The organism is Halomonas maura, assembly GCF_030409305.1.
Classification (GTDB): Bacteria; Pseudomonadota; Gammaproteobacteria; order Pseudomonadales; family Halomonadaceae; genus Halomonas; species Halomonas maura.
On sequence record NZ_JAUFPQ010000011.1, the window covers coordinates 20393 to 43643 of the forward strand.

At 69.5% G+C, this 23251-nt stretch carries 28 protein-coding genes and 1 tRNA gene; 15 read left to right on the top strand and 14 right to left on the bottom strand.

What is annotated here, in order from left to right; genetic code table 11:
- Positions 1-46 precede the first annotated feature (46 nt).
- From sbcB to minC, 4 genes are all read right to left on the bottom strand, one after another.
- A complete protein-coding gene (sbcB, locus tag QWY76_RS05300; RefSeq protein WP_290310066.1) occupies positions 47-1537 on the bottom strand; it encodes an exodeoxyribonuclease I in 1491 nt (496 codons plus the stop codon).
- 64 nt (positions 1538-1601) lie between these two features.
- Positions 1602-1865 carry a cell division topological specificity factor MinE gene (gene minE, locus QWY76_RS05305; protein ID WP_290310067.1) on the bottom strand — a complete coding sequence of 88 codons (264 nt, stop codon included), beginning with the start codon at positions 1863-1865 and terminating at the stop codon, positions 1602-1604.
- Entirely contained in the window at positions 1862-2680 is an 819-nt protein-coding gene (gene minD / locus QWY76_RS05310) for a septum site-determining protein MinD (protein WP_290310068.1), read from the bottom strand. Before minD ends, minE begins: the two co-directional genes overlap by 4 nt.
- Before the next feature lie 84 nt (positions 2681-2764).
- Entirely contained in the window at positions 2765-3520 is a 756-nt protein-coding gene (gene minC, locus QWY76_RS05315) for a septum site-determining protein MinC (protein ID WP_290310069.1), read from the bottom strand.
- 256 nt (positions 3521-3776) lie between these two features.
- On the opposite strand from minC, the gene QWY76_RS05320 reads away from it, so the two are divergent.
- The gene (locus tag QWY76_RS05320; protein WP_290310070.1) at positions 3777-6560 is read left to right on the top strand and encodes a DUF349 domain-containing protein; all 2784 of its coding nucleotides are present in this window, start codon (positions 3777-3779) and stop codon (positions 6558-6560) included.
- 81 nt (positions 6561-6641) lie between these two features.
- On the opposite strand, the gene phbB is transcribed toward QWY76_RS05320, so the two are convergent.
- A complete protein-coding gene (gene phbB, locus QWY76_RS05325) occupies positions 6642-7388 on the bottom strand; it encodes an acetoacetyl-CoA reductase (protein ID WP_290310071.1) in 747 nt (248 codons plus the stop codon).
- A 216-nt stretch (positions 7389-7604) separates the two neighbouring features.
- Between phbB and QWY76_RS05330 the strand changes: the two genes are divergently transcribed.
- Positions 7605-7681: transfer RNA gene (locus QWY76_RS05330), tRNA-Met, on the top strand.
- Positions 7682-8556: 875 nt separating this feature from the next.
- Here the strand turns inward: QWY76_RS05330 and QWY76_RS05335 are convergent.
- Positions 8557-9156, bottom strand: a complete 600-nt coding sequence (locus QWY76_RS05335) for a DUF3750 domain-containing protein (RefSeq protein ID WP_353960392.1) — start codon at positions 9154-9156, stop codon at positions 8557-8559.
- A gap of 15 nt (positions 9157-9171) precedes the next feature.
- A complete protein-coding gene (locus tag QWY76_RS20085; RefSeq protein ID WP_353960393.1) occupies positions 9172-9330 on the bottom strand; it encodes a hypothetical protein in 159 nt (52 codons plus the stop codon).
- A 79-nt stretch (positions 9331-9409) separates the two neighbouring features.
- Here QWY76_RS20085 and QWY76_RS05340 point away from each other — a divergent pair, with 79 nt between their 5' ends.
- Positions 9410-10345 (top strand): tetratricopeptide repeat protein, encoded by a 936-nt coding sequence (locus tag QWY76_RS05340; RefSeq protein ID WP_290310072.1) that lies wholly within the window; start codon positions 9410-9412, stop codon positions 10343-10345.
- Positions 10346-10382: 37 nt separating this feature from the next.
- Here QWY76_RS05340 and QWY76_RS05345 read toward each other — a convergent pair whose 3' ends face one another.
- Positions 10383-11585 (bottom strand): MalY/PatB family protein, encoded by a 1203-nt coding sequence (locus QWY76_RS05345; RefSeq protein WP_290310073.1) that lies wholly within the window; start codon positions 11583-11585, stop codon positions 10383-10385.
- Between the two features lie 42 nt (positions 11586-11627).
- Between QWY76_RS05345 and QWY76_RS05350 the strand changes: the two genes are divergently transcribed.
- Positions 11628-12062, top strand: coding sequence for a hypothetical protein (locus QWY76_RS05350; RefSeq protein WP_290310094.1), 435 nt, complete (start codon positions 11628-11630; stop codon positions 12060-12062).
- A 14-nt stretch (positions 12063-12076) separates the two neighbouring features.
- On the opposite strand, the gene QWY76_RS05355 is transcribed toward QWY76_RS05350, so the two are convergent.
- Positions 12077-12436, bottom strand: a complete 360-nt coding sequence (locus QWY76_RS05355; RefSeq protein WP_290310074.1) for a hypothetical protein — start codon at positions 12434-12436, stop codon at positions 12077-12079.
- Between the two features lie 29 nt (positions 12437-12465).
- Here QWY76_RS05355 and QWY76_RS05360 point away from each other — a divergent pair, with 29 nt between their 5' ends.
- The 8 genes from QWY76_RS05360 to QWY76_RS05395 all read left to right on the top strand — a co-directional run bounded on the left by QWY76_RS05360 (position 12466) and on the right by QWY76_RS05395 (position 16948).
- Complete coding sequence (locus QWY76_RS05360) at positions 12466-13278, top strand: hypothetical protein (RefSeq protein WP_290310075.1); 813 nt, start codon at positions 12466-12468, stop codon at positions 13276-13278.
- 51 nt (positions 13279-13329) lie between these two features.
- Complete coding sequence (locus QWY76_RS05365) at positions 13330-13740, top strand: acyl-CoA thioesterase (RefSeq protein ID WP_290310076.1); 411 nt, start codon at positions 13330-13332, stop codon at positions 13738-13740.
- Positions 13737-14207: a Cys-tRNA(Pro) deacylase gene (gene ybaK, locus QWY76_RS05370; protein ID WP_290310077.1), complete on the top strand. Its 471-nt coding sequence runs from the start codon at positions 13737-13739 to the stop codon at positions 14205-14207. The genes QWY76_RS05365 and ybaK overlap by 4 nt, the downstream gene beginning before the upstream one ends.
- 87 nt (positions 14208-14294) lie before the next feature.
- A complete protein-coding gene (locus QWY76_RS05375; RefSeq protein ID WP_290310078.1) occupies positions 14295-14621 on the top strand; it encodes a hypothetical protein in 327 nt (108 codons plus the stop codon).
- Positions 14593-15114: a DUF501 domain-containing protein gene (locus QWY76_RS05380; protein WP_290310079.1), complete on the top strand. Its 522-nt coding sequence runs from the start codon at positions 14593-14595 to the stop codon at positions 15112-15114. Before QWY76_RS05375 ends, QWY76_RS05380 begins: the two co-directional genes overlap by 29 nt.
- A 53-nt stretch (positions 15115-15167) precedes the next feature.
- Positions 15168-15290: a hypothetical protein gene (locus QWY76_RS05385; RefSeq protein WP_290310080.1), complete on the top strand. Its 123-nt coding sequence runs from the start codon at positions 15168-15170 to the stop codon at positions 15288-15290.
- Between the two features lie 119 nt (positions 15291-15409).
- A complete protein-coding gene (locus tag QWY76_RS05390; RefSeq protein WP_290310081.1) occupies positions 15410-15961 on the top strand; it encodes an LOG family protein in 552 nt (183 codons plus the stop codon).
- A 15-nt stretch (positions 15962-15976) separates the two neighbouring features.
- Positions 15977-16948 (top strand): NAD(P)H-quinone oxidoreductase, encoded by a 972-nt coding sequence (locus QWY76_RS05395; protein ID WP_290310082.1) that lies wholly within the window; start codon positions 15977-15979, stop codon positions 16946-16948.
- On the opposite strand, the gene QWY76_RS05400 is transcribed toward QWY76_RS05395, so the two are convergent.
- Both QWY76_RS05400 and QWY76_RS05405 read right to left on the bottom strand, forming a co-directional pair.
- Entirely contained in the window at positions 16945-17445 is a 501-nt protein-coding gene (locus QWY76_RS05400; protein ID WP_290310083.1) for a hypothetical protein, read from the bottom strand. The two genes, QWY76_RS05395 and QWY76_RS05400, sit on opposite strands and share 4 nt — an antisense overlap.
- A gap of 85 nt (positions 17446-17530) precedes the next feature.
- Positions 17531-18046 (bottom strand): tetratricopeptide repeat protein, encoded by a 516-nt coding sequence (locus QWY76_RS05405; RefSeq protein ID WP_290310084.1) that lies wholly within the window; start codon positions 18044-18046, stop codon positions 17531-17533.
- A gap of 224 nt (positions 18047-18270) precedes the next feature.
- Between QWY76_RS05405 and QWY76_RS05410 the strand changes: the two genes are divergently transcribed.
- Both QWY76_RS05410 and yaaA read left to right on the top strand, forming a co-directional pair.
- On the top strand, positions 18271-19302 hold the full coding sequence (locus tag QWY76_RS05410) for an NADP(H)-dependent aldo-keto reductase (RefSeq protein ID WP_290310085.1): 1032 nt from the start codon (positions 18271-18273) through the stop codon (positions 19300-19302).
- 92 nt (positions 19303-19394) lie between these two features.
- Positions 19395-20174 carry a peroxide stress protein YaaA gene (yaaA, locus tag QWY76_RS05415; protein ID WP_290310086.1) on the top strand — a complete coding sequence of 260 codons (780 nt, stop codon included), beginning with the start codon at positions 19395-19397 and terminating at the stop codon, positions 20172-20174.
- Between the two features lie 4 nt (positions 20175-20178).
- On the opposite strand, the gene QWY76_RS05420 is transcribed toward yaaA, so the two are convergent.
- Positions 20179-20754, bottom strand: coding sequence for an isochorismatase family protein (locus QWY76_RS05420; protein WP_290310087.1), 576 nt, complete (start codon positions 20752-20754; stop codon positions 20179-20181).
- Between the two features lie 115 nt (positions 20755-20869).
- Between QWY76_RS05420 and QWY76_RS05425 the strand changes: the two genes are divergently transcribed.
- Positions 20870-21691 carry a Tim44 domain-containing protein gene (locus tag QWY76_RS05425; protein ID WP_290310088.1) on the top strand — a complete coding sequence of 274 codons (822 nt, stop codon included), beginning with the start codon at positions 20870-20872 and terminating at the stop codon, positions 21689-21691.
- Between the two features lie 72 nt (positions 21692-21763).
- Here QWY76_RS05425 and QWY76_RS05430 read toward each other — a convergent pair whose 3' ends face one another.
- The gene (locus QWY76_RS05430) at positions 21764-21994 is read right to left on the bottom strand and encodes a hypothetical protein (RefSeq protein ID WP_290310089.1); all 231 of its coding nucleotides are present in this window, start codon (positions 21992-21994) and stop codon (positions 21764-21766) included.
- Positions 21995-22125: 131 nt separating this feature from the next.
- Positions 22126-22878 (bottom strand): carbonic anhydrase, encoded by a 753-nt coding sequence (locus QWY76_RS05435; RefSeq protein WP_290310090.1) that lies wholly within the window; start codon positions 22876-22878, stop codon positions 22126-22128.
- Between the last annotated feature and the right edge of the window lie 373 nt (positions 22879-23251).

Below are 23251 nucleotides of genomic sequence, written 5' to 3' on the forward strand. Positions count from 1 at the left end.
GCCGGGCGTCGTCGTTGACAACCTCGGAGCCGGATCGACACTCCGGTCAGCCGAAGGCCTGGGCCGGCATGATCGCCTCCACGTGCATCACCAGCTCCTCGAGGACCTGACGCTCCCGGTCGCCCAGCGACTGCTGGTTGAGCCGCTCGATCTCCCGGGCGAAGTCCTTGAGGGCGAAGCCGGCGATGGCCGGGTCGTTGATGCGCTCCCAGCGGAAGGCCTCCCAGCGGGCCTGTTCCTCGCCGGTCAGGGTGTCGGGATAGCTGCGCGCCCGGAAGCGAAACACCATCTCCTCGAGGCGCGGGTCCTGGAAGGCGAAGCTGGCGCCCACCAGGTCCCAGGGATCGCTGTCGCGGACCCGCTGCATCTGCTGGCGGTCGGACGGCGAGAAGAAGCCGCCGGAATAGAGCATCAGGTCGGGGTCATGGGGCGGCTCGGGGGGCGGCGAGGCGAAGGCCTGGCTGACCCGGGCCACGACCTCGGGGTGCTGCGCCAGCACCTTCCAGTGGCGCCGGCAGGCCGCCACGTCGAGCCGCAGCCGCTCGACGAGCTCGCCATACTCGCCCTGATGCGGCCCCGCGGTATCCTTGAGGGCGTTCGCCGGCAGGATCACCGGGCACTTGTTGATATGGATGACCTTCAGCGGGATGCGCGTCTCGCCCTCGGCGAGATCATCGTTGCTGACGAAGACCCGCTCGCGGATCTGCTCGGGTGCGAGGCTCAGCAGCGGCTCGGGGTCCACCGAGAGGTCATAGACGATGACCCCGTTGGGGTTGGTGGGATGCTCGGCCAGCGGCATCACCAGGGCGCTGCAGCCGCGACTCGCCGGGTAGCGCCGAGAGATGTGCAGCACCGGCTTGCGTCCCGGCACGTCGAGCTGCCTGGCCACCTGGCGCTTGCCGCGCAGGCTCAGCAGATAGTCGAACAGCTTGGCGTTGCTCTCGCGCAGGCGTTTCGCCAGGGCGATGGTGGCCCGCACGTCGGCCAGGGCGTCGTGGGCCCCGGCGTGCTCGATGCCGTTGGCGGCGGTCAGGTCCTCGAGGCGGAAGCTGGGCGAGCCGTCCTCGCGCCTCGGCCACTCGATGCCCTCGGGGCGCAACGCCTGGAAGGCCCGCACCACGTCGATCAGGTCCCAGCGGGAGTTGCCGTTCTGCCACTCCCGGGCATAGGGATCGATCAGGTTGCGGTAGAAGAGGTGGCGGCTGACCTCGTCATCGAAGCGCAGGCTGTTGTAGCCCAGGGCACAGGTGCCGGGCTCGCTCATCGCGGCCGCGACCCGGCCGGCGAACTCGGCCTCGGGCAGGCCGCGCCGCCGGGCCTGCTGGGGGGTGATGCCGGTGATCAGGCAGGCCTGCGGATGCGGCAGGTAATCGTCGGCGGGCCGGCAGAACAGCTCGAGGGGCTCGCCGATCTCGTTGAAGTCGGCATCGGTGCGAATGGCCGCGAACTGGGAGGGACGGTCCCGACGCGGGTCGGCACCGAACGTCTCGTAGTCGTGCCACAGGAAGGTCAGTGGGGCGGCTTTCGGCTGCGCCATGGGCGAGGCTCTCCGAGCAGGCGATGGGACAAGGCGCCCAGCCTAGCACAGGCCCACCCACGACTCAGCCGCCGTCACCGGCCCTCGGCAGGGTGACGTTCAGCTCCAGCACCGAGCAGTTGTCCTCGCTGTCCAGGCTGATGTTGATGGCATCGTCATCGACCTGGACATAGCGTCGGATCACTTCCAGCAGCTCACGCTCGAGCATCGGCATGTAGTCCGGTTGCCCACGCTGGCTGCGCTGGTGGGCGACGATGATCTGCAGCCGCTCCTTGGCGACAGAGGCAGACTTCTTGCGCTCGCGCTTCAGGAAATCGAGTAGCTTCACCGGCGAACTCCTCCGAACATTCGGCTCAACAGGCTCTTCTTCTGGAATTCGTGGAACCGCAGGGGCACCTCCTCGCCCAGCAGCCGGGACACGGTATCGGCATAGGCCTGGCCGGCATCGCTGCTGTCGTCATGGGTCACCGGCACCCCCTGGTTGGAGGCCCGCAGTACCGCCTCGGACTCCGGGATCAGGCCGACCAGATCGATCGCCAGGATCTCGCGGATGTCCTCGAGGTTGAGCATGTCGCCCAGATCCACACGATTCGGGTTGTAGCGGGTGATCAGCAGGTGCTCCTTGATCGGGTCATCACTCCGCTCGCCACGCCGGGTCTTGGACGACAGCAGGCCGAGGATACGGTCGGAGTCACGCACCGAGGAGACCTCGGGGTTGGTCACCACGATCGCCTCGTCGGCGAAGTACATGGCCAGCTGGGCGCCACGCTCGATGCCCGCCGGCGAGTCGCAGATGATGTAGTCGAAGTCCTTGTTCAGGGTGTTGAGCACGGTCTCGACCCCTTCCAGGGTCAGTGCATCCTTGTCCCGGGTCTGGGAGGCCGGAAGGATATGCAGGTTGTCCACGCGCTTGTCGCGGATCAGTGCCTGGTTGAGACCGGCCTCGCCCTGGATGACGTTGACCAGGTCATAGACCACGCGTCGCTCGCAGCCCATGATCAGGTCGAGGTTTCGCAGCCCCACATCGAAATCGATGACCACGGTCTTCTGGCCGCGCAGCGCCAGGCCCGTCGCGATGGCGGCAGCACTGGTTGTCTTACCGACCCCACCCTTGCCGGAGGTCACAACAATGATCTTGGCCAAGTGTCGCATCCTGTCTGTCATGGTGATGGAAAGGCGGCGGGCCATGGCCCCTCCGCCGAATCGTCGTTGTTCGTCGCACTACTGTCAGTCCAGCGCCATGATGCTCAGCTGGTCATCGCTCAGCCGCACCTGCACCGCCTTACCGAGCAGCCGCGGGTCGATGTCCTCGAGACGCTTGTAGTTACCGGCCACCGACAGCAGCTCGGCACGCAGCTCGCGGCAGAAGATGGCCGCCTGGGAATCACCGTGGATACCCGCGAGGGCGCGTCCGCGCAGGGCGCCATAGACATGCACGCTACCGCCGGCCAGCACCTCGGCGCCGGCATTGACGGCACCCACCACCACCAGGTCGCCCTCGGGGGCGGTGATCTGCTGGCCGGAGCGTACCGTACCGCGGAAGATGCGCCCGCCGGCGGCAATGACCGGGGGGGCCAGCGCTTCCGTGGCCTCCTCCTCGGCCGGGGAGTCACCGGCGTCGGCGGCCGGCACGCTCTCGAGCGCACGGGGGCGCGCGGCTTCCTGAGGAGGGAACCAGCCGAGCCCCAGCGCCCAGGCCGACTGCTTGACCGGGTCGGGACCACCGCGCACCGCCACCGGCAATAACTTGTGGGCCCGACAGACCGCACAGATCCGCTCGAGCGCCAGGTGCGGCTCATCGAGGCGTTCAACGCTGAGGACCACCGGGGTGTGCTGGAAGAAAGCGGGGGACTGACTGAGCTTGCCGGCGAGTTGTTCGCGTATGCGCTCGGGGTCGGCGCTCGTCAATTCCATGACCGTCATCGGCAGCATGCCGCCCTTGAAGGTAAATGCCATGCCGTCTCTGTCCACTTTGAGACTCATTGCCGAACTCCACGTCGGGTGATGGTCGGGGTGCTCCACCAAAGCTAAGCGAGTGCCCCGGACCCTGCAACTGATGATAAGCCCAGCGCCACCCCCTTGTCAGTGTCTCGTCTCGGCAACACCCTGCCGCGCCGCCCTTTTCTGCCAGATCGCCGCATGCTTAGATAAGTCCATGACCCGGCGTTTTCCACGCCGACCGTGCATCTCGTTCGCCGGCGCGCCAGCGACACCTGCCGCGCCCACCTCAGGAAGCCCCATGTCAGGATTCCTTCGCCGACTCTTCGCCCCTCGCTGGCAGCACCCCGATCCCGAGGTGCGGCGCCAGGCCATCGCGCGACTCGACCCCGCCCAGGATGGCCAGCGCCGGCAGCTCGAACGCCTCGTGCAGGATCCCGATCCCGGCGTCCGCCGAGCCGCCCTGGCCGGCTTGACCGACCCGGAACGCCTGCTGGCCCTGCGCCGCCAGGGGGATGACTCCCATGAGCTCCGCGAACGCCTGATCAGCCTGCTGTGCGGCCGCGAGACCTCGCTCGACCTGCCACACCGCATCGCCCTGACCGAGGGCCTCGACGACCCCGAGTTGCTCGAGCGGGTGGCCCTGGAGGGCGATAACCAGCAGCTGCGCCTGGCCGCCCTGGCACGCCTGGAGGGCGAGGAGGCAATGATCCGCCAGGCCTGCGAGAACGGCATCGCCGCCGTTCGCCATGCCGCCGCCGCCCGGGTCGAGAGCGAGCGGGGACTGACGCGCCTGACCCAGGAGGCTCGCCGCGACCGCCAGGTGGTCCGACAGGCCCGGGAGCGCCTGAACCGCCGGCGCGCCGATGCCGCCTCGCTGGTCGAGGCGCGGACCCGTCGCGAGGCGCTGCTGGCGTCTCTCGAGGCGCATGCCAGGGCCGCCTGGGAGCCGCTCTATGCCGGCCGATTCCGCCACCTGATGCGCGAATGGGCCCGCCTCGACGACCTGCCGGATGGCGAGCAGGAACGGCGCTACCAGGATGCCTGCCAGCGCTGCCGCAAGGTCATCAGCGACCATGAGGCCCGTGAGCAGGCCCAGGACGAGGCCGAACGCCATCGCGAGCAGGCCGACCGCTCCCGCGAAGCCCTGGTCGAGGCCCTCGAGGAAAGCCTGCAGGCCCTGCGACACGGCGAGCGCCTGGCCGACCAGGACATCGCCAGCCTGCGCTCCCAGAAGCAGCTGCTCGCCAGCCGCTGGCAGGCGCTGTCCGACCAGCACCTGGCCGACGACGAGCTGCGCCGCCGCTATGACGCGGCCCTCGCCGGCTACGAGTATATCGTCAAGGCCCGGGTGCGCCTGGACGAGCGCGCCGGTGCCATCGAGCAGGCCCTGCAGGAGGGCGATGACGAGCGCCTGGCCGGCCTGGTCGAGGCCTGCGGCTGGCCCCCGGACCTGCCACCCTCGCCCCTGCTCCGGTGCGCCCACGAACGCCTGCACGCCGCGGACGCCCCGCGCGACCAGGATGTCGAGACCCGCCTGACTCGCTTCGCCGAGGCACTCGACGAGCTGGAGCGGCTACTCGAGAGCGGAGCCTTCAAGGGGGCCAGCCGGCTGCACCAGCGCTTGCGTCACCAGGCGGAAGCGCTGCCGGCCGACCGCCTCGGGACGCTGCGGGGCCGCCTCAAGCGGCTCGGCGCCCGACTGGCGGAGCTGCGCGACTGGCGCGGCTTCGTTGCCGGCCCCAAGCGTGACCAGCTATGCGAGGCCATCGCCGCCCTGGCCGACGACGACAGCCTCGGCGATGCGGAACTGGACCGCCGGCACCGCCGACTGGTGAAGGAGTGGAAGGACCTCGGCGACGCGGCCGCCAACCGCGAGCAGTCCGCGACCTTCCGGGCGGCCTCGGACCGGATCCACGAGCGCCTGGCCGACTGGCGGGACCAGCGCCAGGCCGCGCGCCAGCAGAACCTGGCCGCCCGGGAGGCGCTCTGCGAGCAGCTGGAGACGCTGCTCGCCCAGCCGGCCGAGCAGGCCGACCCGGATGCCCTGCGCGAGATTCGCGACCGCGCCCGCCAGCAGTGGCGGCGTCACTCGCCGGTCCCCCGGGACGCCGCGGAGGCCATCGGCCGCCGCTTCGGGCGCATTCGCCATGCCCTGCAGGCACTGATCGAGCAACGCGCCCACGAGATCGCCGAGGCCAAGCGCGCGCTGATCGAGGAGGCTCGCGCCCTGCGTGACCGCGACCAGGCCCCCGCCCAGCAGGCGGAAGCGGCCAAGGCCCTGCAGCATCGCTGGCGGGCGCTCGGTCGCGCCCCCAAGGGCGAGGAACAGACCCTGTGGCGGGAGTTTCGCCACCTCTGCGACGAGATCTTCGCGCGCCGGGACGCCGCCCGCAGCGACCAGGCGCAGCGCGCCAGGTCGCGACTGGACGCCATGCAGCAGCTGATCGACCGCCTGGATGGCTGGCATCCCGCCAACAGCGACGAGGCCAGCGACCTGGAGGCGGCCATCCAGGAGGCCTCCACCCTGGAGCCGCTGCCGGCCGGCCGGCGCAGTGAGGGCATGCGTCGCCGCTGGTCGGGCATCGTCCGGGCACGACGCGAACGGCTGGCACGCCTGGCCCTGGCCGAGGAGGTCCATCGCTGGCGCCGGGTGCGACCGCTGCTGGAGGCCCACCTGGCCGCGGATGCCGCCTGCCTGGCCGGCGGAGCCCCCGACGAGGTGGCCGATACCGAAGCCGGCGCCCTGCCGGACGACCTGCGCCGGGCCCATGCCCAGCGCAATGCGGCCCGCCAGGCGCCGCCGGTGCCGGAAGACGTCGAGGAGCGCCTGGCCCGCTTGCGGGTTCACCTCTCGCTGCTGGCCGGCGACCCGGTCAACCGGCAGGACGATCCCCTGCGCCTGGCCATCCAGGTGGAACGGCTCAACGAGAACCTGGGACGAGAGCCGTCCCGAGCCGAGGAGCTTCGCGGCGTGCTCGCCGACCTGCTGGCCACCGGCCCGATCCCCCCGGCCCTCTGGGAACGCGAGGTCGGCGATCTGGACCGCACCCTGGAGAGCCTCACGCAGCTGCCACCGCCTTGACGCCCCGGCGGCCCTTCCAACGCAAAGCGCGAGGCCGTGGCCTCGCGCTTTGCGTATCGAGTGAGCGACGTCGGGGGCGGTTCAGCCCATGAACTGGCCACCGTTGATGTCGATGTTGGCCCCGGTGATGAAGCCGGATTCCTGGTCGGCCAGGAAGGTCACCAGCCGGCCGATCTCCTCGGGGGTACCGTAGCGCTTGACCGGGATGGTCTCGCGAATCGCCTCGCGGACCTTCTCCGGGATCTTCATGATCATGTCGGTGGCGATGTACCCCGGTGAGACGGTGTTGACGGTGATGCCCTTGGTGGCCGTTTCCTGCGCCAGGGACATGGTCAGGCCGTGCATGCCCGCCTTGGCCGCCGCATAGTTCACCTGGCCGAACTGGCCCTTGCGCCCGTTGATGGACGAGATGTTGATGATGCGCCCGTAACCCTGCTCGAGCATGCCCTCGATGACGCTGCGACAGGTGTTGAACACGCTGTTGAGGTTGGTATCGATGACCTCGCTCCACTGATCCGAGGTCATCTTCTTCAGGGTCCCGTCACGGGTGATCCCCGCACAGTTGACCAGCACGCTGACCGGTCCGTAGGTGTCGTGGATCTCCTTGGCCCCCGCCATGCAGGCTTCGTAGTCGGAAAGATCCGCCCCGGACAGGGCGATGTTGGCGTATCCATCGGCTTGCTGGGTCTCGAGCCAGGCCTTGGCCTTCTCGGGATTGTGGTAGCCCGCGACCACCTGGTATCCGGCATCGGCCAGCGCGCGGCAGATGGCCGTTCCGATGCCACCGGTCCCACCGGTCACCCAGGCGACGGAAGATGATGTTGTCATTGACTAACTCCCTGATGATTCACGATATCTACTTCTTGTCGGACGCGGTGTCCAGCCGCTCGGCAACGTCATTGTCGCCAGGAAAAGTGTCACCTTTTTGACACTCCCAGTGGTCGAGTATGGACCACAGCCCCGGAGGAATACGAGCCCCGAAGACTGGCTACAGACTGGCTATTGACTCCGGTCAGGATCCGTGTAGAATACGCCTCACGTTGATGCGGGGTGGAGCAGTCTGGTAGCTCGTCGGGCTCATAACCCGAAGGTCATCGGTTCAAATCCGGTCCCCGCTACCAAATACCGAAAAAGGCCAGAATCGAAAGATTCTGGCCTTTTTCATGCCTGGGATGTCGATGCAGAGCGGCCCGTCGAGCTCGGCTCTCTACAACCCCCGGAAGGTCATCGGCTCACACCCGGCCCCTGCTACCGATACATCGAGACAGGCCAGGACCGAGAGGTTCTGGCCTTTTTCATGCCTACGGTGGGCCTTCTGGTAGCTCGTCGGGCTCGGCTCTCTACAACCCCAGGAAGGTCATCGGCTCACACCCGGCCCCTGCTACCGATACATCGAGACAGGCCAGGACCGAGAGGTTCTGGCCTTTTTCATGCCTGGGATGTCGATGCAGAGCGGCCCGTCGAGCTCGGCTCTCTACAACCCCCGGAAGGTCATCGGCTCACACCCGGCCCCTGCTACCGATACATCGAGACAGGCCAGGACCGAGAGGTTCTGGCCTTTTTCATGCCTACGGTAGGCCTTCTGGTAGCTCGTCGGGCTCGGCTCTCTACAACCCCAGGAAGGTCATCGGCTCACACCCGGCCCCTGCTACCGATACATCGAGACAGGCCAGGACCGAGAGATTCTGGCCTTTTTCATGCCTACGGTAGACCTTCTGGTAGCTCGTCGGGCTCGGCTCTCTACAACCCCAGGAAGGTCATCGGCTCACACCCGGCCCCTGCTACCGATACATCGAGACAGGCCAGGACCGAAAGATTCTGGCCTTTTTCATGCCTGGGATGTCGATGCAGAGCGGCCCGTCGAGCTCGGCTCTCTACAACCCCCGGAAGGTCATCGGTTCACATCCGGTTCCCGCTACCCAGCATCAAGGAAAAGCCAATACACACGGGTATCGGCTTGTTTCATGTGCCGGCGGCTCCCCTCCGCGGAGTCGCGTCATTGGCCCTCGCCGCCGGCACCAGGGCCCGCGGCCATGCCCAGCCGACCGAAGCCCGGCAGCTTGAGCGCCGGGCGGCGCAGGTCGACGCCGAGGGAGAGTCCCAGCAGCATCACCTCCAGCCCTTCCTCCCAGCCCAGCGTCACGCCCAGCACGCCCGCCAGCGAGGCCGTCACGCCCGAGCCACCGGGCGTCGACGCCAGTACGCCGTCGACCAGGTAATCCTTGCCCACCGCCGTGACCGGCAGCACCACGTCGAGCCCCACCACTCGCCGGATCACCCAGGCCGTGAAGGTATTGCTGTTGGGGCCCGGCCAGGGCCGGTAGCGCGAGGGCAATGGGTAGGCCGACACGGCCGCCTCGATACCCTCGATCATCGCCGCGGCCGGCGCGCCGCGATAGTCGGCCAGCAGCCGGGGGGCGCTGCCGTACCAGGCCCGGTCGGGCGAGGCGATGGTCTGGCTGACCAGGGCGGGGCGGCGCCAGCTCACCACCTGGTGCAGGCGGAAGGCCGCGGCCCCGGCCTCCCGGGTGGCGATCCAGGTATGCACCCCGAAGGCCCCGCGCCACCCCCAGGCCCGGGCCGCATAGACCTGCACCACCGCCTCCGGGACCTAGACGGGCGTCGGCGCGAGTCCCGCCGGAGCGCGACTGGCTTCGGCCCAGTGACCGACACCCGCCACCCGCTCGGTGGCCAACAGCCACACGGGTCCCGCCAGCAGCATCACGAACAGCAGCCCGCCGCCGGTCACCCACCGCCGGTGTCGCCTCATCGTCGCCCTCCCCCTTGAATCCCGGCGCGATCACCCACATCTGAGTTACAAACTCATTGTCATTCAAGGCCAGTCCAACATGCCGATCGTCGACCCCCGCACCGGGGAGCCGCTCACCGCCGAAAGCGGCTCCGAGCAACCGTCCAGCACCGCCGAGAGCCAGCAGGGCGCCGAGCTGATCATCGATGTCGACCGCAGCAACATCCAGCAGTTGCTCGAGACCTCCATGCAGGTGCCAGTGCTCCTCGACTGCTGGGCCCCCTGGTGCGAACCGTGCAAGAACCTGATGCCGGTGCTGGAGAAGCTGACCCGGGAGTACAACGGCGCCTTCATCCTGGCCAAGCTCAACATCGACGATAACCAGGATATCGCCGGGCAGCTCGGCGTGCGCTCGGTTCCCGACGTCAAGCTGATCAGCCAGGGCGGCCTGGTCGACCAGTTCCAGGGCGCGCTGCCCGAGAAGGAGATTCGCGAGTGGCTGGGCCGCTACTTCCAGGCCCCGGCCGAGGCCCAGTTGAGTCCCGAGGAGCAGGCCGCCGCCGCCCTCGAGGCCGGTGACGCCGCCACCGCCCGGCAGATCTACGAGGAGCTGGTCCAGCAGTGGCCGGAGCATGCCCCCTACCAGGTAGCGCTCGCCCGTGCCCTGGTCGCCGCCGGCGAGCCCCAGCAGGCACGGACCCTGCTCGACGCCCTGCCGCCGGAGGAGCGGGACGCGGCGCCGGCGCGCGGCGTGCGCGCCAGCATCGAGTTCGGCGAGGAGGCGCCCTCCGCCGAGGAGCTCGCCGCCCTGGAGGGCCGCGACGACAGCGAGGCCCGCTACCAGCGGGCGCTGCGCCAGGTCGCCGACGGCCAGTACGAGGCCGGCCTGGAGGCGCTGCTGGCGCTGATGAAGAGTGACCGCGCCTACGGCGACGACGCCGCCCGCAAGACCCTGCTGCGGGTCTTCGATGCGCTCGGCGCCGACCACCCGCTGACCGTCGCCTACCGTCGCAAGCTCTTCGCCCAGCTCTACTGAGCGCCACTCGGCCGCCCCTCGGGGCGGCCGAGTCGTGTCAGGTGCCGAGCACGCCTTCCAGGCGATCGAGGGCCGCCTCGAGCTGCCGAGCGGTGGTGCCGAAATTGAGCCGCACGAATCCCGGCCAGCCGAAGGCGCCGCCATCGGACAAGGCCACGCCGGCCCACTCCAGCAAGGCCTGCTGGGGGGACTTCCCGGTATCCTGCAGGGCCGGCGCCTGGCGCAGGTCCAGCCAGGCCAGGTAGGTGGAGGCCGGCGACGCCATCGCCACTCCCGGCCAGCGCTCGACCCGCTCGACCAGCCGGCGGCGATTGTCGCGCAGCGTCTCGAGCAGGGCCCGTCGCCAGGGGTCGCCATGGCGATAGGCGGCCTCCGCCGCCACCAGGCCCAGCACGTTGCCGTCCGGCTGCAGCCCCCGGGCCCGAGCGGCGAAGCGGCGACGCAGGCCGGCATCGGGAATCACCGCGCAGGCGGCGGTCAGGCCGGCGAGGTTGAAGGTCTTGGAGGGCGCCCAGAGCGTCAGGATCCGCTCGGCGAGGGCCGGGTAGGCCGCCGCCAGGGGGCGGTGACGGGCGCCGTCGTCGAGCAGCAGGTCGCAGTGCAGTTCATCCGAGGCGACGATGAGATCATGGCGCTCGACCAGCGCCGCCAGGCCGTCCAGCTCCTCGGTGGTCCAGATCCGGCCGGTCGGATTGTGGGGCTGGCACCACAGCAGCAGCCGCGTCTCGGGCGTGATGGCCGCCTCCAGCGCCGCCAGGTCCAGCGTCCAGTCGCCGCCGGGACCGGCCGGGGGGCGCAGGGCGACCCGCTGCGGCAGGCGCCCGGTGCGCTCGGCCACCTTGAGGAAGGGGGGATAGATGGGGGTCACCGTCAGCACGCCCTCGCCCGGCTCGGTCAGCGCCAGGCTGGCGATGTGCAGGGCCGGCACCCCCCCCGGCAGCCACAGCTGCCAGTCCGGCTCGATCTCCCAGCCATAGTGCTCGGCGCTCCAGGCACAGAGGGCCTGCTTGAGGCTGTCCGGCACCAGTCCATAGCCGAAGACGCCGTGCGCGACCCGGGCATGCAGCGCCTCGATCACCGCCGGCGGCGAGCGAAAGTCCATGTCGGCCACCCACAGCGGCAGCACGTCCTCGCCGTAGTGATGCCACTTCTGGGACGGCCAGTCGGACGGCCAGTCGGACGGCCCATCGCCTTCGGACGGGTGGCGGCGCTCGACGGGCGTGGCAAAATCGAAATCCATAGACAGTCCTGCTTCCAAGGGGCCAGACGAATGCCTGAGACCATGCCGCAAAGCGGCTTCTATGCCAAGGTACGCCGCGGCCTGCCCGCCGTCATCGCCCGCTGGCTGACACTCGGCCAGGGCGATGCGGATCGCCTGGCGCTGATCCTGGCCGAGACCGCCCGAGTCGCCAAGCTCGGCGAGCCGGAGGCCACGCCCAGCGGCGCCACCCTCGAGGCCTGGAGCCGGCCCGACGCCGGCGACGCGATTCCCCTCTGGGCCGGCCGCACGGCGGTCTTCCTGCTCGTCCAGATGCCCGCCCGACCGGAGCCGGCCGACGACGACGAGGCCTGCGCCTGGGCCTATTGCTGGCTGCGCAACCGGACCGATGAGGCGTACGAGAGCGCGGCCGGTGCCCTGCCCGAGCACCTGCGGACCCCGTTGGCCGCCGCCCTCAAGGCGGCCTGGATGGATCGCCAGGGGCTGCGCCTGGTCTGAGATCCCGGCCGCCCCTAGCGGCGGCGACTCGGCCGCTTGGGCCGGAAGCCCGGCGGCTTGGTGGACAGCCAGTCGACGAAGGCGCGAATCTCCGGGTGGCGCATCAGCGCCTCCCGGCTGCGATAATGCTCGGCCAGTTCGCGCTCGCCGAGCACGCCATGGATGTGCTTGTGACAGGCATGGCAGACCCACAGGATGGCCGTGAGCCGTTCGACGCGATCGAAGCGGCGGCGATAGCGCGCCTTGCCATGCAGGGCGCGGGGAATCAGGTGGTGTCGGGTCAGGGGCGCCGCCCGCCCGCACAGCTCGCAGGCCTCGGGGCGCGGCGGGGGCGACAGGTCGTGGCCGGCCATGGGCACCTCGACGACAGGCATTCATTCACCTCAAGGATAAGGGAAACGGCATGGATGTTCCGTTGAGCTGGCAACTGGCCAAGCTGCTGGTGTCGATCGGCGTGGTGCTGGGACTGTCGGCGGTCGCCGAACGCCTCAGCACCCGCGTGGCGGGGCTGCTCTCGGGTTATCCTCTGGGCACCGCCATCGCGCTGTTCTTCATCGGCCTGGAGCTCTCGCCGGGCTTCGCCGCCGAGAGTGCGGTGCATACCCTGGCCGGCTTCTCCGCCACCCTGGCGCTGGGCGGCGGCTACCTGCTCTGCGCCCGCCGCGACGGCCTGCGGGGGGTATGGATGGGCACCGCCGGCGGCCTGGCCGCCTGGCTGGTGGTCAGCCTGCTGCTGACCCGCATCGAGTTCACCCGGGTCAGCGGCACCCTGACCACCCTGGTGGCGATCCTCGTCTTCATCCGCCTCTACCGCCGCGTGCCGAATATCGCCGCCCAGCCCAAGGGCGGCTTCAGCTGGCCGGCGCTGGGGCTGCGCGCCGGACTGGCCGCCGCGATCATCTTCCTGATCACCGGCCTCGCCCATGTGGTGCCGACGGCCTGGGCCGGGGTCATGGCCGCCTTCCCGGTGACCATGTACCCCTTCCTGGTGATCCTCCACCTGACCCATGGCGCCGCCCCGGTGGCCACGGTGATCAAGCACTACCCGGCCGGCCTCGGCTCGCTGCTGTGCTATGCCTTGAGTGTCTCCCTGACCTACGACAGCCTGGGCCTGGTAGTAGGCACCCTGACCGGTTTCGCCGCCGCCACCGCCTGGCTGCTGGCCTGGACCCGGGGCACGGCCTGGTGGCGGGGCCGTCGCGCCGCCGCGACTTGACCGAGCGCTTGCTCGGGGTGATTCTGAAGCCCCCGGCCACGAGGAGTCCGCATGTTCGTCCGCACCATCGAGCCCGCCTTCTATGACACCGATGCCCTGGGCCACATCAACAACACCCGTTTGCCGGCCTGGTTCGAGCTGGCCCGCAACGACCTCTTCCGGCTGTTCACGCCGGACCTCGACCCGCGCCAGTGGCGGCTGATCATGGCCCGCATGGAGATCGACTACCGGGCGGAGCTCTACTACGGCCACGACATCGAGATCCGCACCTACCTCACGCGGCTCGGCACCAGCTCCTTCACCGTCACCCAGGAGGCTCGCCAGAACGGTGTGCTCGCCAACCTGGGGCACACGGTGCTGGTGCAGTTCGACCATGACGCCAAGCGGGCCGTGCCCATCGAGGGCGAGCTGCGCCGGGCGCTGGAGGCCCACCTGCAGCAGGCGGAGGCCATCGAGCCATGACACCGGCCGTGAAGCTGCTGGAGCGGGCCGGCGTGGCCTTCGCCCTGGCCAGTTACGCGCACGACCCGCGCCGCCCGGCCTACGGCGAGGAGGCCGCCGAGGCCCTGGGGCTGTCGCCCCGGGAGGTCTTCAAGACCCTGCTGGCCAGGCTCGAGGATGGCCGGCTGGTGATGGCCATCGTGCCGGTGGCCGGCCAGCTCGACCTCAAGGCCCTGGCGCGGGCCGCCGGCGCCCGCAAGGCGGTGATGGCCGATCCCGAGGAGGCCGAACGGGCCACGGGCTATGTGGTGGGCGGCATCAGCCCCCTGGGCCAGAAGAAGCGCTTGACCGCCTTCGTCGACGACAGTGCCGAGCCACTCGCCGCCATGCATGTCAGCGGCGGCCGGCGGGGACTGGAGATCCGCCTCGCCCCCCGGGACCTGGCGCGGCTGCTCGATGCCCGCTTCGCGCCCCTGTCCCGGCGCTGACCGTCACGCCGAGCCGAACGCCACGGGGCGCGGTCCTAGGCATACCGCCTCGGCATCGCCGAGCCCGTCCACCCGAGGGAGCCGCCGATGGCCATCCGCTACGACCTCTGGCTCGACCCCGATGATGTCGCGCGCCACCGCGCCGTCGAGGCCGACCTGGAGCGCTTCTTCATGGAGCGTTTCGCCGACTTTCCCCACATCCGCTTGTTCGGGGAAGACCCTTACGATTATGATGCGCCGTTCAACCGCCTCTATGACGTGCTGATGGCGCGAGCCGGCGAGTACTGTGAACGGCAGTGGCACTACGTGCCCAGCCCGGAGCAGCTCAACCGGACCTTCTTTCGCGCCGTGGGCCGTTCGAACAAGTTCATACGAGACCCCTACGATGGTGATCCGTCCCGACACGATGCCTGACGAGCGCCAGCTGGGCGTCATCGCCGAGCAGCTCGGCCGTGCGCCGCGCGGCATCGAGGCCCTGGCCGCCACCGACGGCGAGGGCACGCCGCTGGTGCTGCGCATGGCGCCCATCGTCGACGGCAAGCCCTTCCCGACCCTCTACTGGCTGAGCTCCGAGACCCTCAAGGTCGAGCTGTCCCGCATCGAGGCCGCCGGCGTCATCAAGGCCCTCGAGACCCGCCTGCGGGACGATCCCGACTTCCTGGCCGCCTACCACCGTAGCCATGCCGACTACGTGGATGCCCGCTGGCGGCACATGAGCCCGGCGCAGCGGGCCGAGGTCGAGCGCCTGGGCTATGCCGGCGTGCTGCGCGAGCGCGGCATCGGCGGCATCGCCAACTGGGACCAGGTGCGCTGCCTGCACACCCAGTATGCCCACCACCTGTGTGGCGACAATGTGATCGGCCGCTGGCTCGACGCCGAGTACGGCGTGATCGACGGCCTGCCCTGAGCCGGCCCCGCGACGCACCCCTCTCCCCGACAACCCTCTCACAGGAGTCCCCGATGTACCTCGATACCCATGTGATCGCCAGTCTCGCCCTGATCGCCAGCCTGGTCGGCATCAGCGTCGGCGGCATCGCCCTGCTGCGCCTGGCGATGAAGCGTGACGCCGCCCGCGCCCGCTGAGCGCTGCTGCCTGGCCATCACCGCGAAGGGCGCCTCACGGCGCCTTTTTTCGTGGCGGCGGTGCTTTGCCGGAGAGGACGCCCCGGCGCTAGGATAAGAGACCCATCAAGGAGGACACCATGGCGACTATGTGCGTCTATCTGGGCTCGCGGGAAGGCCGCGACCCGCGCTTCCTCGAGGCCGCCCGGGCGCTGGGCGTGACCCTGGCCCGGCGCGGCCATGCCCTGGTCTATGGCGGCGCCCGGGTGGGCATGATGGGGGCGCTGGCCGACAGCGTCCTGGCCGCCGGCGGCGAAGTCACCGGGGTGATGCCCGACCACCTGGTCGAGCGAGAGCAGGCCCACCACGGGCTGACACGGCTGATCCGGGTGCGCAACATGCACGAGCGCAAGGCCAGCATGGCCGCCCATAGCGATGCCTTCATCGCCCTGCCCGGCGGCATCGGCACCCTGGAGGAGCTCTTCGAGGCCTGGACCTGGCAGTACCTGGGGCTGCACGACAAGCCCATCGGGGTGCTCGACACCGACGGCTTCTACGCCCCCCTGCTGACCTTCCTGGATACCACCGTCGACCACGGCTTCCTCGATGCCCGCACCCGGGCCAGCCTGCTCGCGGCGCGCGAGCCGGATGGCCTGCTGGCGGCCTTGGAAACCCGCCTCGCCGATCGCTGACCGCGGAGACAAGCCATGCATGCCATCCATCATGACCGGGAGCGCCTCGTCTGGGCCGAGGCGGAGGCCCCCGCCGGTCCCGGCCACCGGGAGGTGCGCCTGCGGGTGGCCTGGGCCGGCGTCAACCGCGCCGACCTGATGCAGCGGGCGGGCCAGTACCCGCCCCCGGCCGGTGCCTCGGCGACCCTCGGCCTGGAGGTCAGCGGCACCGTCATGGCGGTGGGCGAGGGCGTCACCGGCCTCGCGGTCGGCCAAGCGGTCTGCGCCCTGCTGGCGGGCGGCGGCTACGCCGAGGAGGTGGTCGTCGACGCTCGCCAGGTGCTGCCCCTTCCCTCGGGCCTCGGGCTGCGCGGGGCCGCCGCCCTGCCCGAGGCGTTCGCCACGGCCTGGCTCAACCTGTTCATGGAGGGCGCCCTGGCGCCGGGCGAACGCGTCCTGCTGCATGCCGGGGCGAGTGGCGTCGGCACCGCCGCCATCCAGCTGTGCCGGGCCTTCGCCCATCCCTGCTTCGTCACCGTGGGCAGCGAGGCCAAGCTTGCCGCCTGTCGCGAGCTGGGGGCCGATGCCGGCTGGAACCGCCACGCTGGCAGCTTCGTGGACGCGGTGAAGGGCTGGGGTGGCGCCGACCTGGTCCTCGACCCGGTGGGCGCGAGCTATCTCGCCGACAACCAGCAGGTGCTCAACGCGGATGGCCGGCTGGTGGTGATCGGCCTGATGGGCGGCCGCCAGGCGGAGCTGGACCTGGGACGACTGTTGATGAAACGCCAGCGCGTGATCGGCTCCACCCTGCGCGCTCGCCCCCCGGCGGCCAAGGGCGAGATCCTCGCGGCCCTGCGGGACCACGTCTGGCCACGCCTGGCCAGCGGCGAGCTGGCGCCCCTGGTGGACCGCACCTGGCCCATCGCCGAGGCCCAGGCGGCCCACGACCATCTCCGGCGGGACGCCAACATCGGCAAGGTGCTGCTGGAGGTGGGCGGCGAGGCCTAGTCGGTCGCGTCGTCCGCCAGGGTGCGCTGATAGGTGAGCTGCAACAGCAGGGCATCCTCGCCGGCGCGGTGCCGGTGGATGCCCTGCTCGCGGATGATCGCTTCCTTGGTGGCACTCCAGCGCTCGAGCTGTACCTCGCTGAGCAGTCGGCGCAGGGCCTCGAGGCGGAACGCCGGGAGCATGCCGGCATGGTGGAAGAGCAGCGACAGCCAGGTGTTGTCGTACCCCCAGCTGTCGCTGTAGGCGATGCCGATCTCGCCGAGTTCGTCATTGAGCCAGCGGGCCACCTGACGCACGGGATAGCCTTCCCGCTGCAGGCGCCCGCGGGAGATGCCATGCAGCAACTCCGCCTTGGGGTCCCAGTGGGTCCATTCGGCGAGGGGCTGAACGAGAAAGGCACAGGAACTACCATCGGAGCGGGCCAGGCCGACCTCGATGGGGTAGCTGCCGCGCCCGAATCCGGACGCTTCGATATCCAGCAGTGTCGGTAGCGTCACGGGCTGGGGAGTCCTTGGTGATGAAAGCCACCGGCTTCGACAGGGTGACCGCTTTCACCGCCTCGTCATGAGGCGAGCCATCATCCTAGTGTCGCGTTCCGGCTTCGTTCGTGTCCAGTGACTCGTCGAGCCCGATGAAGCGATCGGCCAGGGTCTGCCAGTGCGCCTGGCGCTCGTCGTCGACCGGCAGGCCGAGTTCGCCGTCACGGTAGGCGCGGGCCAGACGCGCCGCGGCCAGGGCATGCCCCGCCTCGCCGGCCCGGGCGTACCAGGTCACCGCATGGTCATCGCGGCGCGGATACAGGGCGCAACCGTACTCGTAGATCTGGCCGGCCTGATACTGCGCCCGGGCGTCGCCCCCCTGGGCGGCCTCGAGCACGTAGCGGGCCCCCCGCGCCTTGTCCTGGGGCGTGATGCCGCGATGGAAGAGCATATGCCCGTACAGCGACAGCGCCGCCAGATGGCCGGCATCGGCACAGCGCTGGAAGAGGTGCATGGTCAGTCGCTGGGTACGCGGCGAGCGCGGCAGCCAGCGCGTATGGAACAGCTGCTGTGCCAGACGGTACTCGAGCCGAGTGAACAGTGATGATGCCTGCTGCATGGCAAACAACCTTGCGTCCAGTGATCCGAAAAATGACGTCGAGCACCACCCTGTGTCCGGCGCCGTTTCCTAGGATGACAGCCGCCCTGCGGACTCCGGCGGGGCAACGGGTGGGCAAGCATACGCCCGCCCCGGCGGGGACTCAACCCCCGGGCCGTTTACGGGGCCTGGCCCCCTCGCTACCATGCGGAGCGAACCGCCCCCAACCCCACGAGGAGTGACGGATGCAGACGCGCCCCCTGGGCACTACCGGTATCGACGTCAGCCGACTGTGCCTAGGCACCATGACCTTCGGCGAGCAGAACACCGAGGCCGAGGCCCATGAGCAACTCGACCGTGCCGTGGCCTTCGGCATCAACTTTATCGACACCGCCGAGATGTATCCAGTGCCGCCCCGGGCGGAGACCCAGGGCCGCACCGAGGCCTATATCGGCAGCTGGCTCAAGGCACGCGGCTCGCGGGATGACGTCATCATCGCCACCAAGGCCAGCGGGCCCGGCCTCGAGCACGTCCGTGGCGGCCCCCGGCTGACCCGCGAGCACCTCCGCCAGGCCATCGACGATAGCCTGGCACGCCTGCAGACCGATTATGTCGACCTCTACCAGCTCCACTGGCCCGACCGCCGGACCAACTTCTTCGGCCGGCTCGGCTACCAGCACGACGAGGAGGAGGACGCCACCGACCTGGAGGAGAGCCTCGCCGCGCTCCAGGAGCTGGTGCAGGCCGGCAAGGTCCGCGCCGTGGGCCTGTCCAACGAGACCCCCTGGGGCGTGATGCGCGCCCTCCGGCTGGCCGAGACCCTGGGACTGCCACGAGTCGCCTCGGTGCAGAACCCCTACAGCCTGCTCAACCGCACCTTCGAGGTGGGCCTGGCCGAGATCGCCCACCGCGAGAGCGTCGGCCTGCTGGCCTACTCGCCGCTGGCCTTCGGCAAGCTGTCCGGCAAGTACCTCGACGGGGCACGGCCGGCGAACGCCCGCCTGACGCTCTACGAGCGCTTCCAGCGCTACAGCACGCCGCTGGCCGACGAGGCCACCCGGGCCTATGTGGATCTCGCCCGGGAGCACGGCCTCGACCCGGCGCAGATGGCCCTGGCCTTCGTCAACTCGCGTGGCTTCCTGACCAGCAACATCATCGGCGCCACGACCATGGACCAGCTCGAGAGCGACCTGGGCAGCGAGTCCCTGCGCCTGGATGAGGACGTGCTCGACGCCATCGAGGCCATCCATCAGCGCTATCCCAACCCCTGCCCCTGACGCGACGGCTCCGCGGCTATGAAGGCGATAGCCCCGGGCCCGTCGCCGGCTTGGTATACTGCCCCGAACTTTCCCAGGTACAGGAGCGCCCCATGCTCAGCGTGATCTCGCCCGCCAAGACGCTGGACTTCGAGACACCGGCCACGACGGCCCGCCATACCCAGCCGGACTTCCTCACCCGCAGTCGCGAGCTGATCGGCATCCTGCGCGACCTCTCGCCCCAGCAGATCGGCGAGCTGATGGGGGTGAGCGACAAGATCGCCGGACTCAATGCGGCGCGCTTCGCCGAGTGGCAAACGCCCTTCACCCCGGACAATGCCAAGCCGGCGGCCCAGGCCTTCCAGGGCGATGTCTATGTGGGGCTCGAGGCCGATCGCTTCGACGACGACGACAACGCCTTCGCCCAGGACCACCTGCGCATCCTCTCCGGCCTCTATGGCCTGCTGCGCCCCCTGGACCTGATCCAGCCCTATCGCCTCGAGATGGGCACCAAGCTGGCCAACCCGGCCGGCAAGGACCTCTACGCCTACTGGAAGGAATCCTTGACTGCGGCCCTCGACCAGGCGGTGGCCGACAGCGGCAGTCCGGTGCTGGTCAACCTGGCCTCCAACGAGTACTTCAAGGCCATCGATGCGCGAAGGCTGCAGGCAAGGGTCATTACGCCGGTGTTCAAGGACGAGAAGAACGGCCAGTACAAGATCATCAGCTTCTACGCCAAGAAGGCCCGGGGCCTGATGGCGGCCTGGATGATCCGCGAGCGCCTCGCCGACGCCGAGGCGCTCAAGGACTTCGACGTGGCCGGCTATCGCTTCAACGCCGCCCTCTCCCAGAGCGATAGCCTGGTGTTCTGCCGCGACGAGCGCGACCGCTGAGCCACTAGAAGAAGCGCAGGGGGCGCGCCGAGCGCCCCTTGAGGAAACGCCGGTGGACGTCCTTGAAGGCGGCGTCGTCACAGCGCTCCAGCCATTCATAGGCGACCATGTCGGCGCTGACCACCAGGGCGCCGGCCTGTGCCATCCGCCGCCGGGCCAGCGCCACCTCCTCCGGGCGCCGACTCACCGTCGCCTCCGCCAGCCAGGCCACCTCGTAGCCGGCCTCGAGCAGGGCCAGACCGGTCTGCAGCACGCAGATATGCGCCTCGGCACCGCACATCACGACCTGGTGACGCCCGCTCTCGACCAGTGCCCGGGCGAACTCGGTCTCGGCGTGGGCATTGAAATGCACCTTTTCCCAGCGCCGGTGCTCCCCCAGCATCTCCAGCAGGCGGGGCGCGCTACCGCCCAACCCGGCCGGATACTGTTCGGTGAGCCACACCGGCACGTCCAGCGCCTCGGCCACCCCGCCCAGCCAACCCGCCTCGTTGACCGCCTGGTCACTGCCGTCGATCACCGGCAACAGGCCTGCCTGCAGATCGACGATCAGCAGCAGGCTCGCCTCCCGTTTCAGGCGCATGGCATTCCTCCGCATCGAGTTTCGGGATAGACCGTGCCCGGCTTCAGCTTAGCCGCTAGAATGGTCGCTTCGAAAGCCCGATGGCTGCCTACAGCCTCCAGATGGAGATCCCTCGATGCGTCACCTTCTCATCATGCTCGTCGTCGGCGTCCTGGGCTTCGGCCTGGCCGTCGACCATGCCGACGCTCGCCGCCTGGGAGGCGGCAAGAGCGTCGGCAGCTACTCCCGCTCTGCCGACTCCGGCAGCGCCACGACCCCGCGCGCCACCGGCACCACGTCCGGCCAGCGCAAGCCGTCGAGCGGCCTGTCGCGCTTCGCCGGCCCCTTCGCCGGGATGCTGGCCGGCGGGCTGCTGGCCTCGCTGTTCTTCGGCGGCGCCTTCGACGAACTGCGCCTGTTCGACATCCTGCTGATCGGTGGCGCGATCTTCCTGCTGCTGCGCCTGTTCGCGCGACGCCGCCCGTCGCTGGCCGGCGGGCCGAGTCCCTCCCAGGCCCAGGCGCCGCAGGGCCAGCCGCAGGCCTTCCAGGCCAGCGCCCCGGGCGGTGCCGGCGGCCTCGCGGCGGAACCGGCCTGGTTCGATCGCGAACGCTTCCTGGGGGGCGCCAAGGAGCACTTCATGACCCTGCAGCGCGCCTGGGACAACAACGACTTCTCGCAGATCCAGGACTACGTCACGCCCGAACTCTACAACCTGCTGCGCCAGGAGCGCGACCAGCAACCGGCCAACAACCATACCGAGATCGTGCGCCTGTTCGCCGAACTGGGCAGCGTCCAGGAGCTCGGCAACCAGGCCGAAGCCACCGTGCTCTTCCATGGCATCATCGACGAGAACGGCGAGCAGAACGCCTTCAACGAGACCTGGCACCTGGTGCGCGAGCTGCGTGACGGGGCTCCCTGGCATGTCCAGGGCATCGAGCAGAACCCCGGCGCCTGACCGGGTGCGCTCCCCCCATACGCAGAAGGCCGGGCAACATGCCCGGCCTTCTGCGTCCTGAGGGGGAAGCGGTCAGTAGTTCGACTCGTCCGCCTCCTCCTCGACATTCTCTCCCATCTCCTCGACGGACTCGCCGGCCTCATCCATGGCCTCGTCGACATTCTCGCCGGTTTCCTCCATGGCCTCGTCGACGTTCTCCCCGGCCTGCTCCGCCGGTCCCTCGTCCTCGCAGGCGGCAAGGCCCAGTGACATCATGCCGATGAGCAGTGACAGCGCGAACGTACGCAACAATTGCAGCTTCATGGTATCTCCTTCCTGAGATGACGGTATCCAGAGAATTTCCCCTCACAGCCTAGTCGTCATGGCGATGCCTGACTAGCGGGATCGGTGCGATTCCATCTCTGCTTGTATGCATTTCCCGGCACGCGCCGGGTCTACTCGAGGACCCGGCGCGCGTTCAGCGGCTGCAGCGGCCGGTTATTGGCCTCACCCAGCAGTCGAGACATGACCTGTAGCTGGGTTTCGCTGGCCGTTAGCGTTGTCTTGGCCACCAGCCACAGCACCCCCTCCGAACAGGGCGGCGTCGTCAGGGAGCCGTTCAGCCGATAATAGCTAGCCGCGTCCGGCAGCAAGGCCTCGGCATCGAGCCCTTCGTCGAGCGTCACCTGGGCCCCGGACGTCGCGGGAGCCTGGCTCAGCAGCGCCTCCAGCGTCGGCGCGGCCTGGCCCTCCTCGAAGAGCAACGCCAGGACGGCCAGGCGGCCGTCCTCGGCCTCGTGCACGAGGTGGGCCTCCATGGGGAAGGCCTGGCCGTCCAGACGGTGCTCGCCGGGGGTATGGAAGTGCAGCTGGCGCAGCCGATAGCGCTGCCCCTCGTAGACGATGGCATTGCCCGGCGGGAAGCTGACCTTCACCGTATGCCCGTCGTGGCGTACCTGGCGCCCGACCTCCGGATACGCGATGGTGGGACCATCAAGCGCGGCCTCCAGCGGGGCGGCGATATCGACCGGCGACTGGTTGTGCCCTGTCCCGCAGGCCGCATAGTCGGGAGACAGCTCGGCCCAGTGGGCGGGGCCTCGATCGGCGGCATAGGACCAGGACGGGCCGTCACTGGCGACGGCGGGAACGCTGAGCAGAGCGCTAGCCGCAAAGGCGACGGCAGGGACCGTCAGGTGGCGTCGGATCATGTCACGGAGACTCCTTTCTCTCGGGGGAAACGGCCATTGGCCGGCCTCATGCCGGATGGGTGATCCCCCTTATACCTACCCGGACCTGCGATTGCCAAGCGACGCCGGCGGCATTCTCTCCTCGCCTGGCGTGACCCGCCACCAGCCATGAAAAAACCCCGGCAGCCGTCGCTACCGGGGTGTTCTCGGAATCAGTGCCTGACGATATTCGCTCCGGGACTCGACGCGGCTCGTCGCTGAGACTCACCCGGCAGGCCCGCTGACGCGGTTGCCCTTCGTTCCCGACCAACGGGTCCATGGGCGCCCCCTCTCCCGCCGCCATCGGGCCAACATGAAAAAACCCCGGCAGCTGTCGCTACCGGGGTTTTCTCGG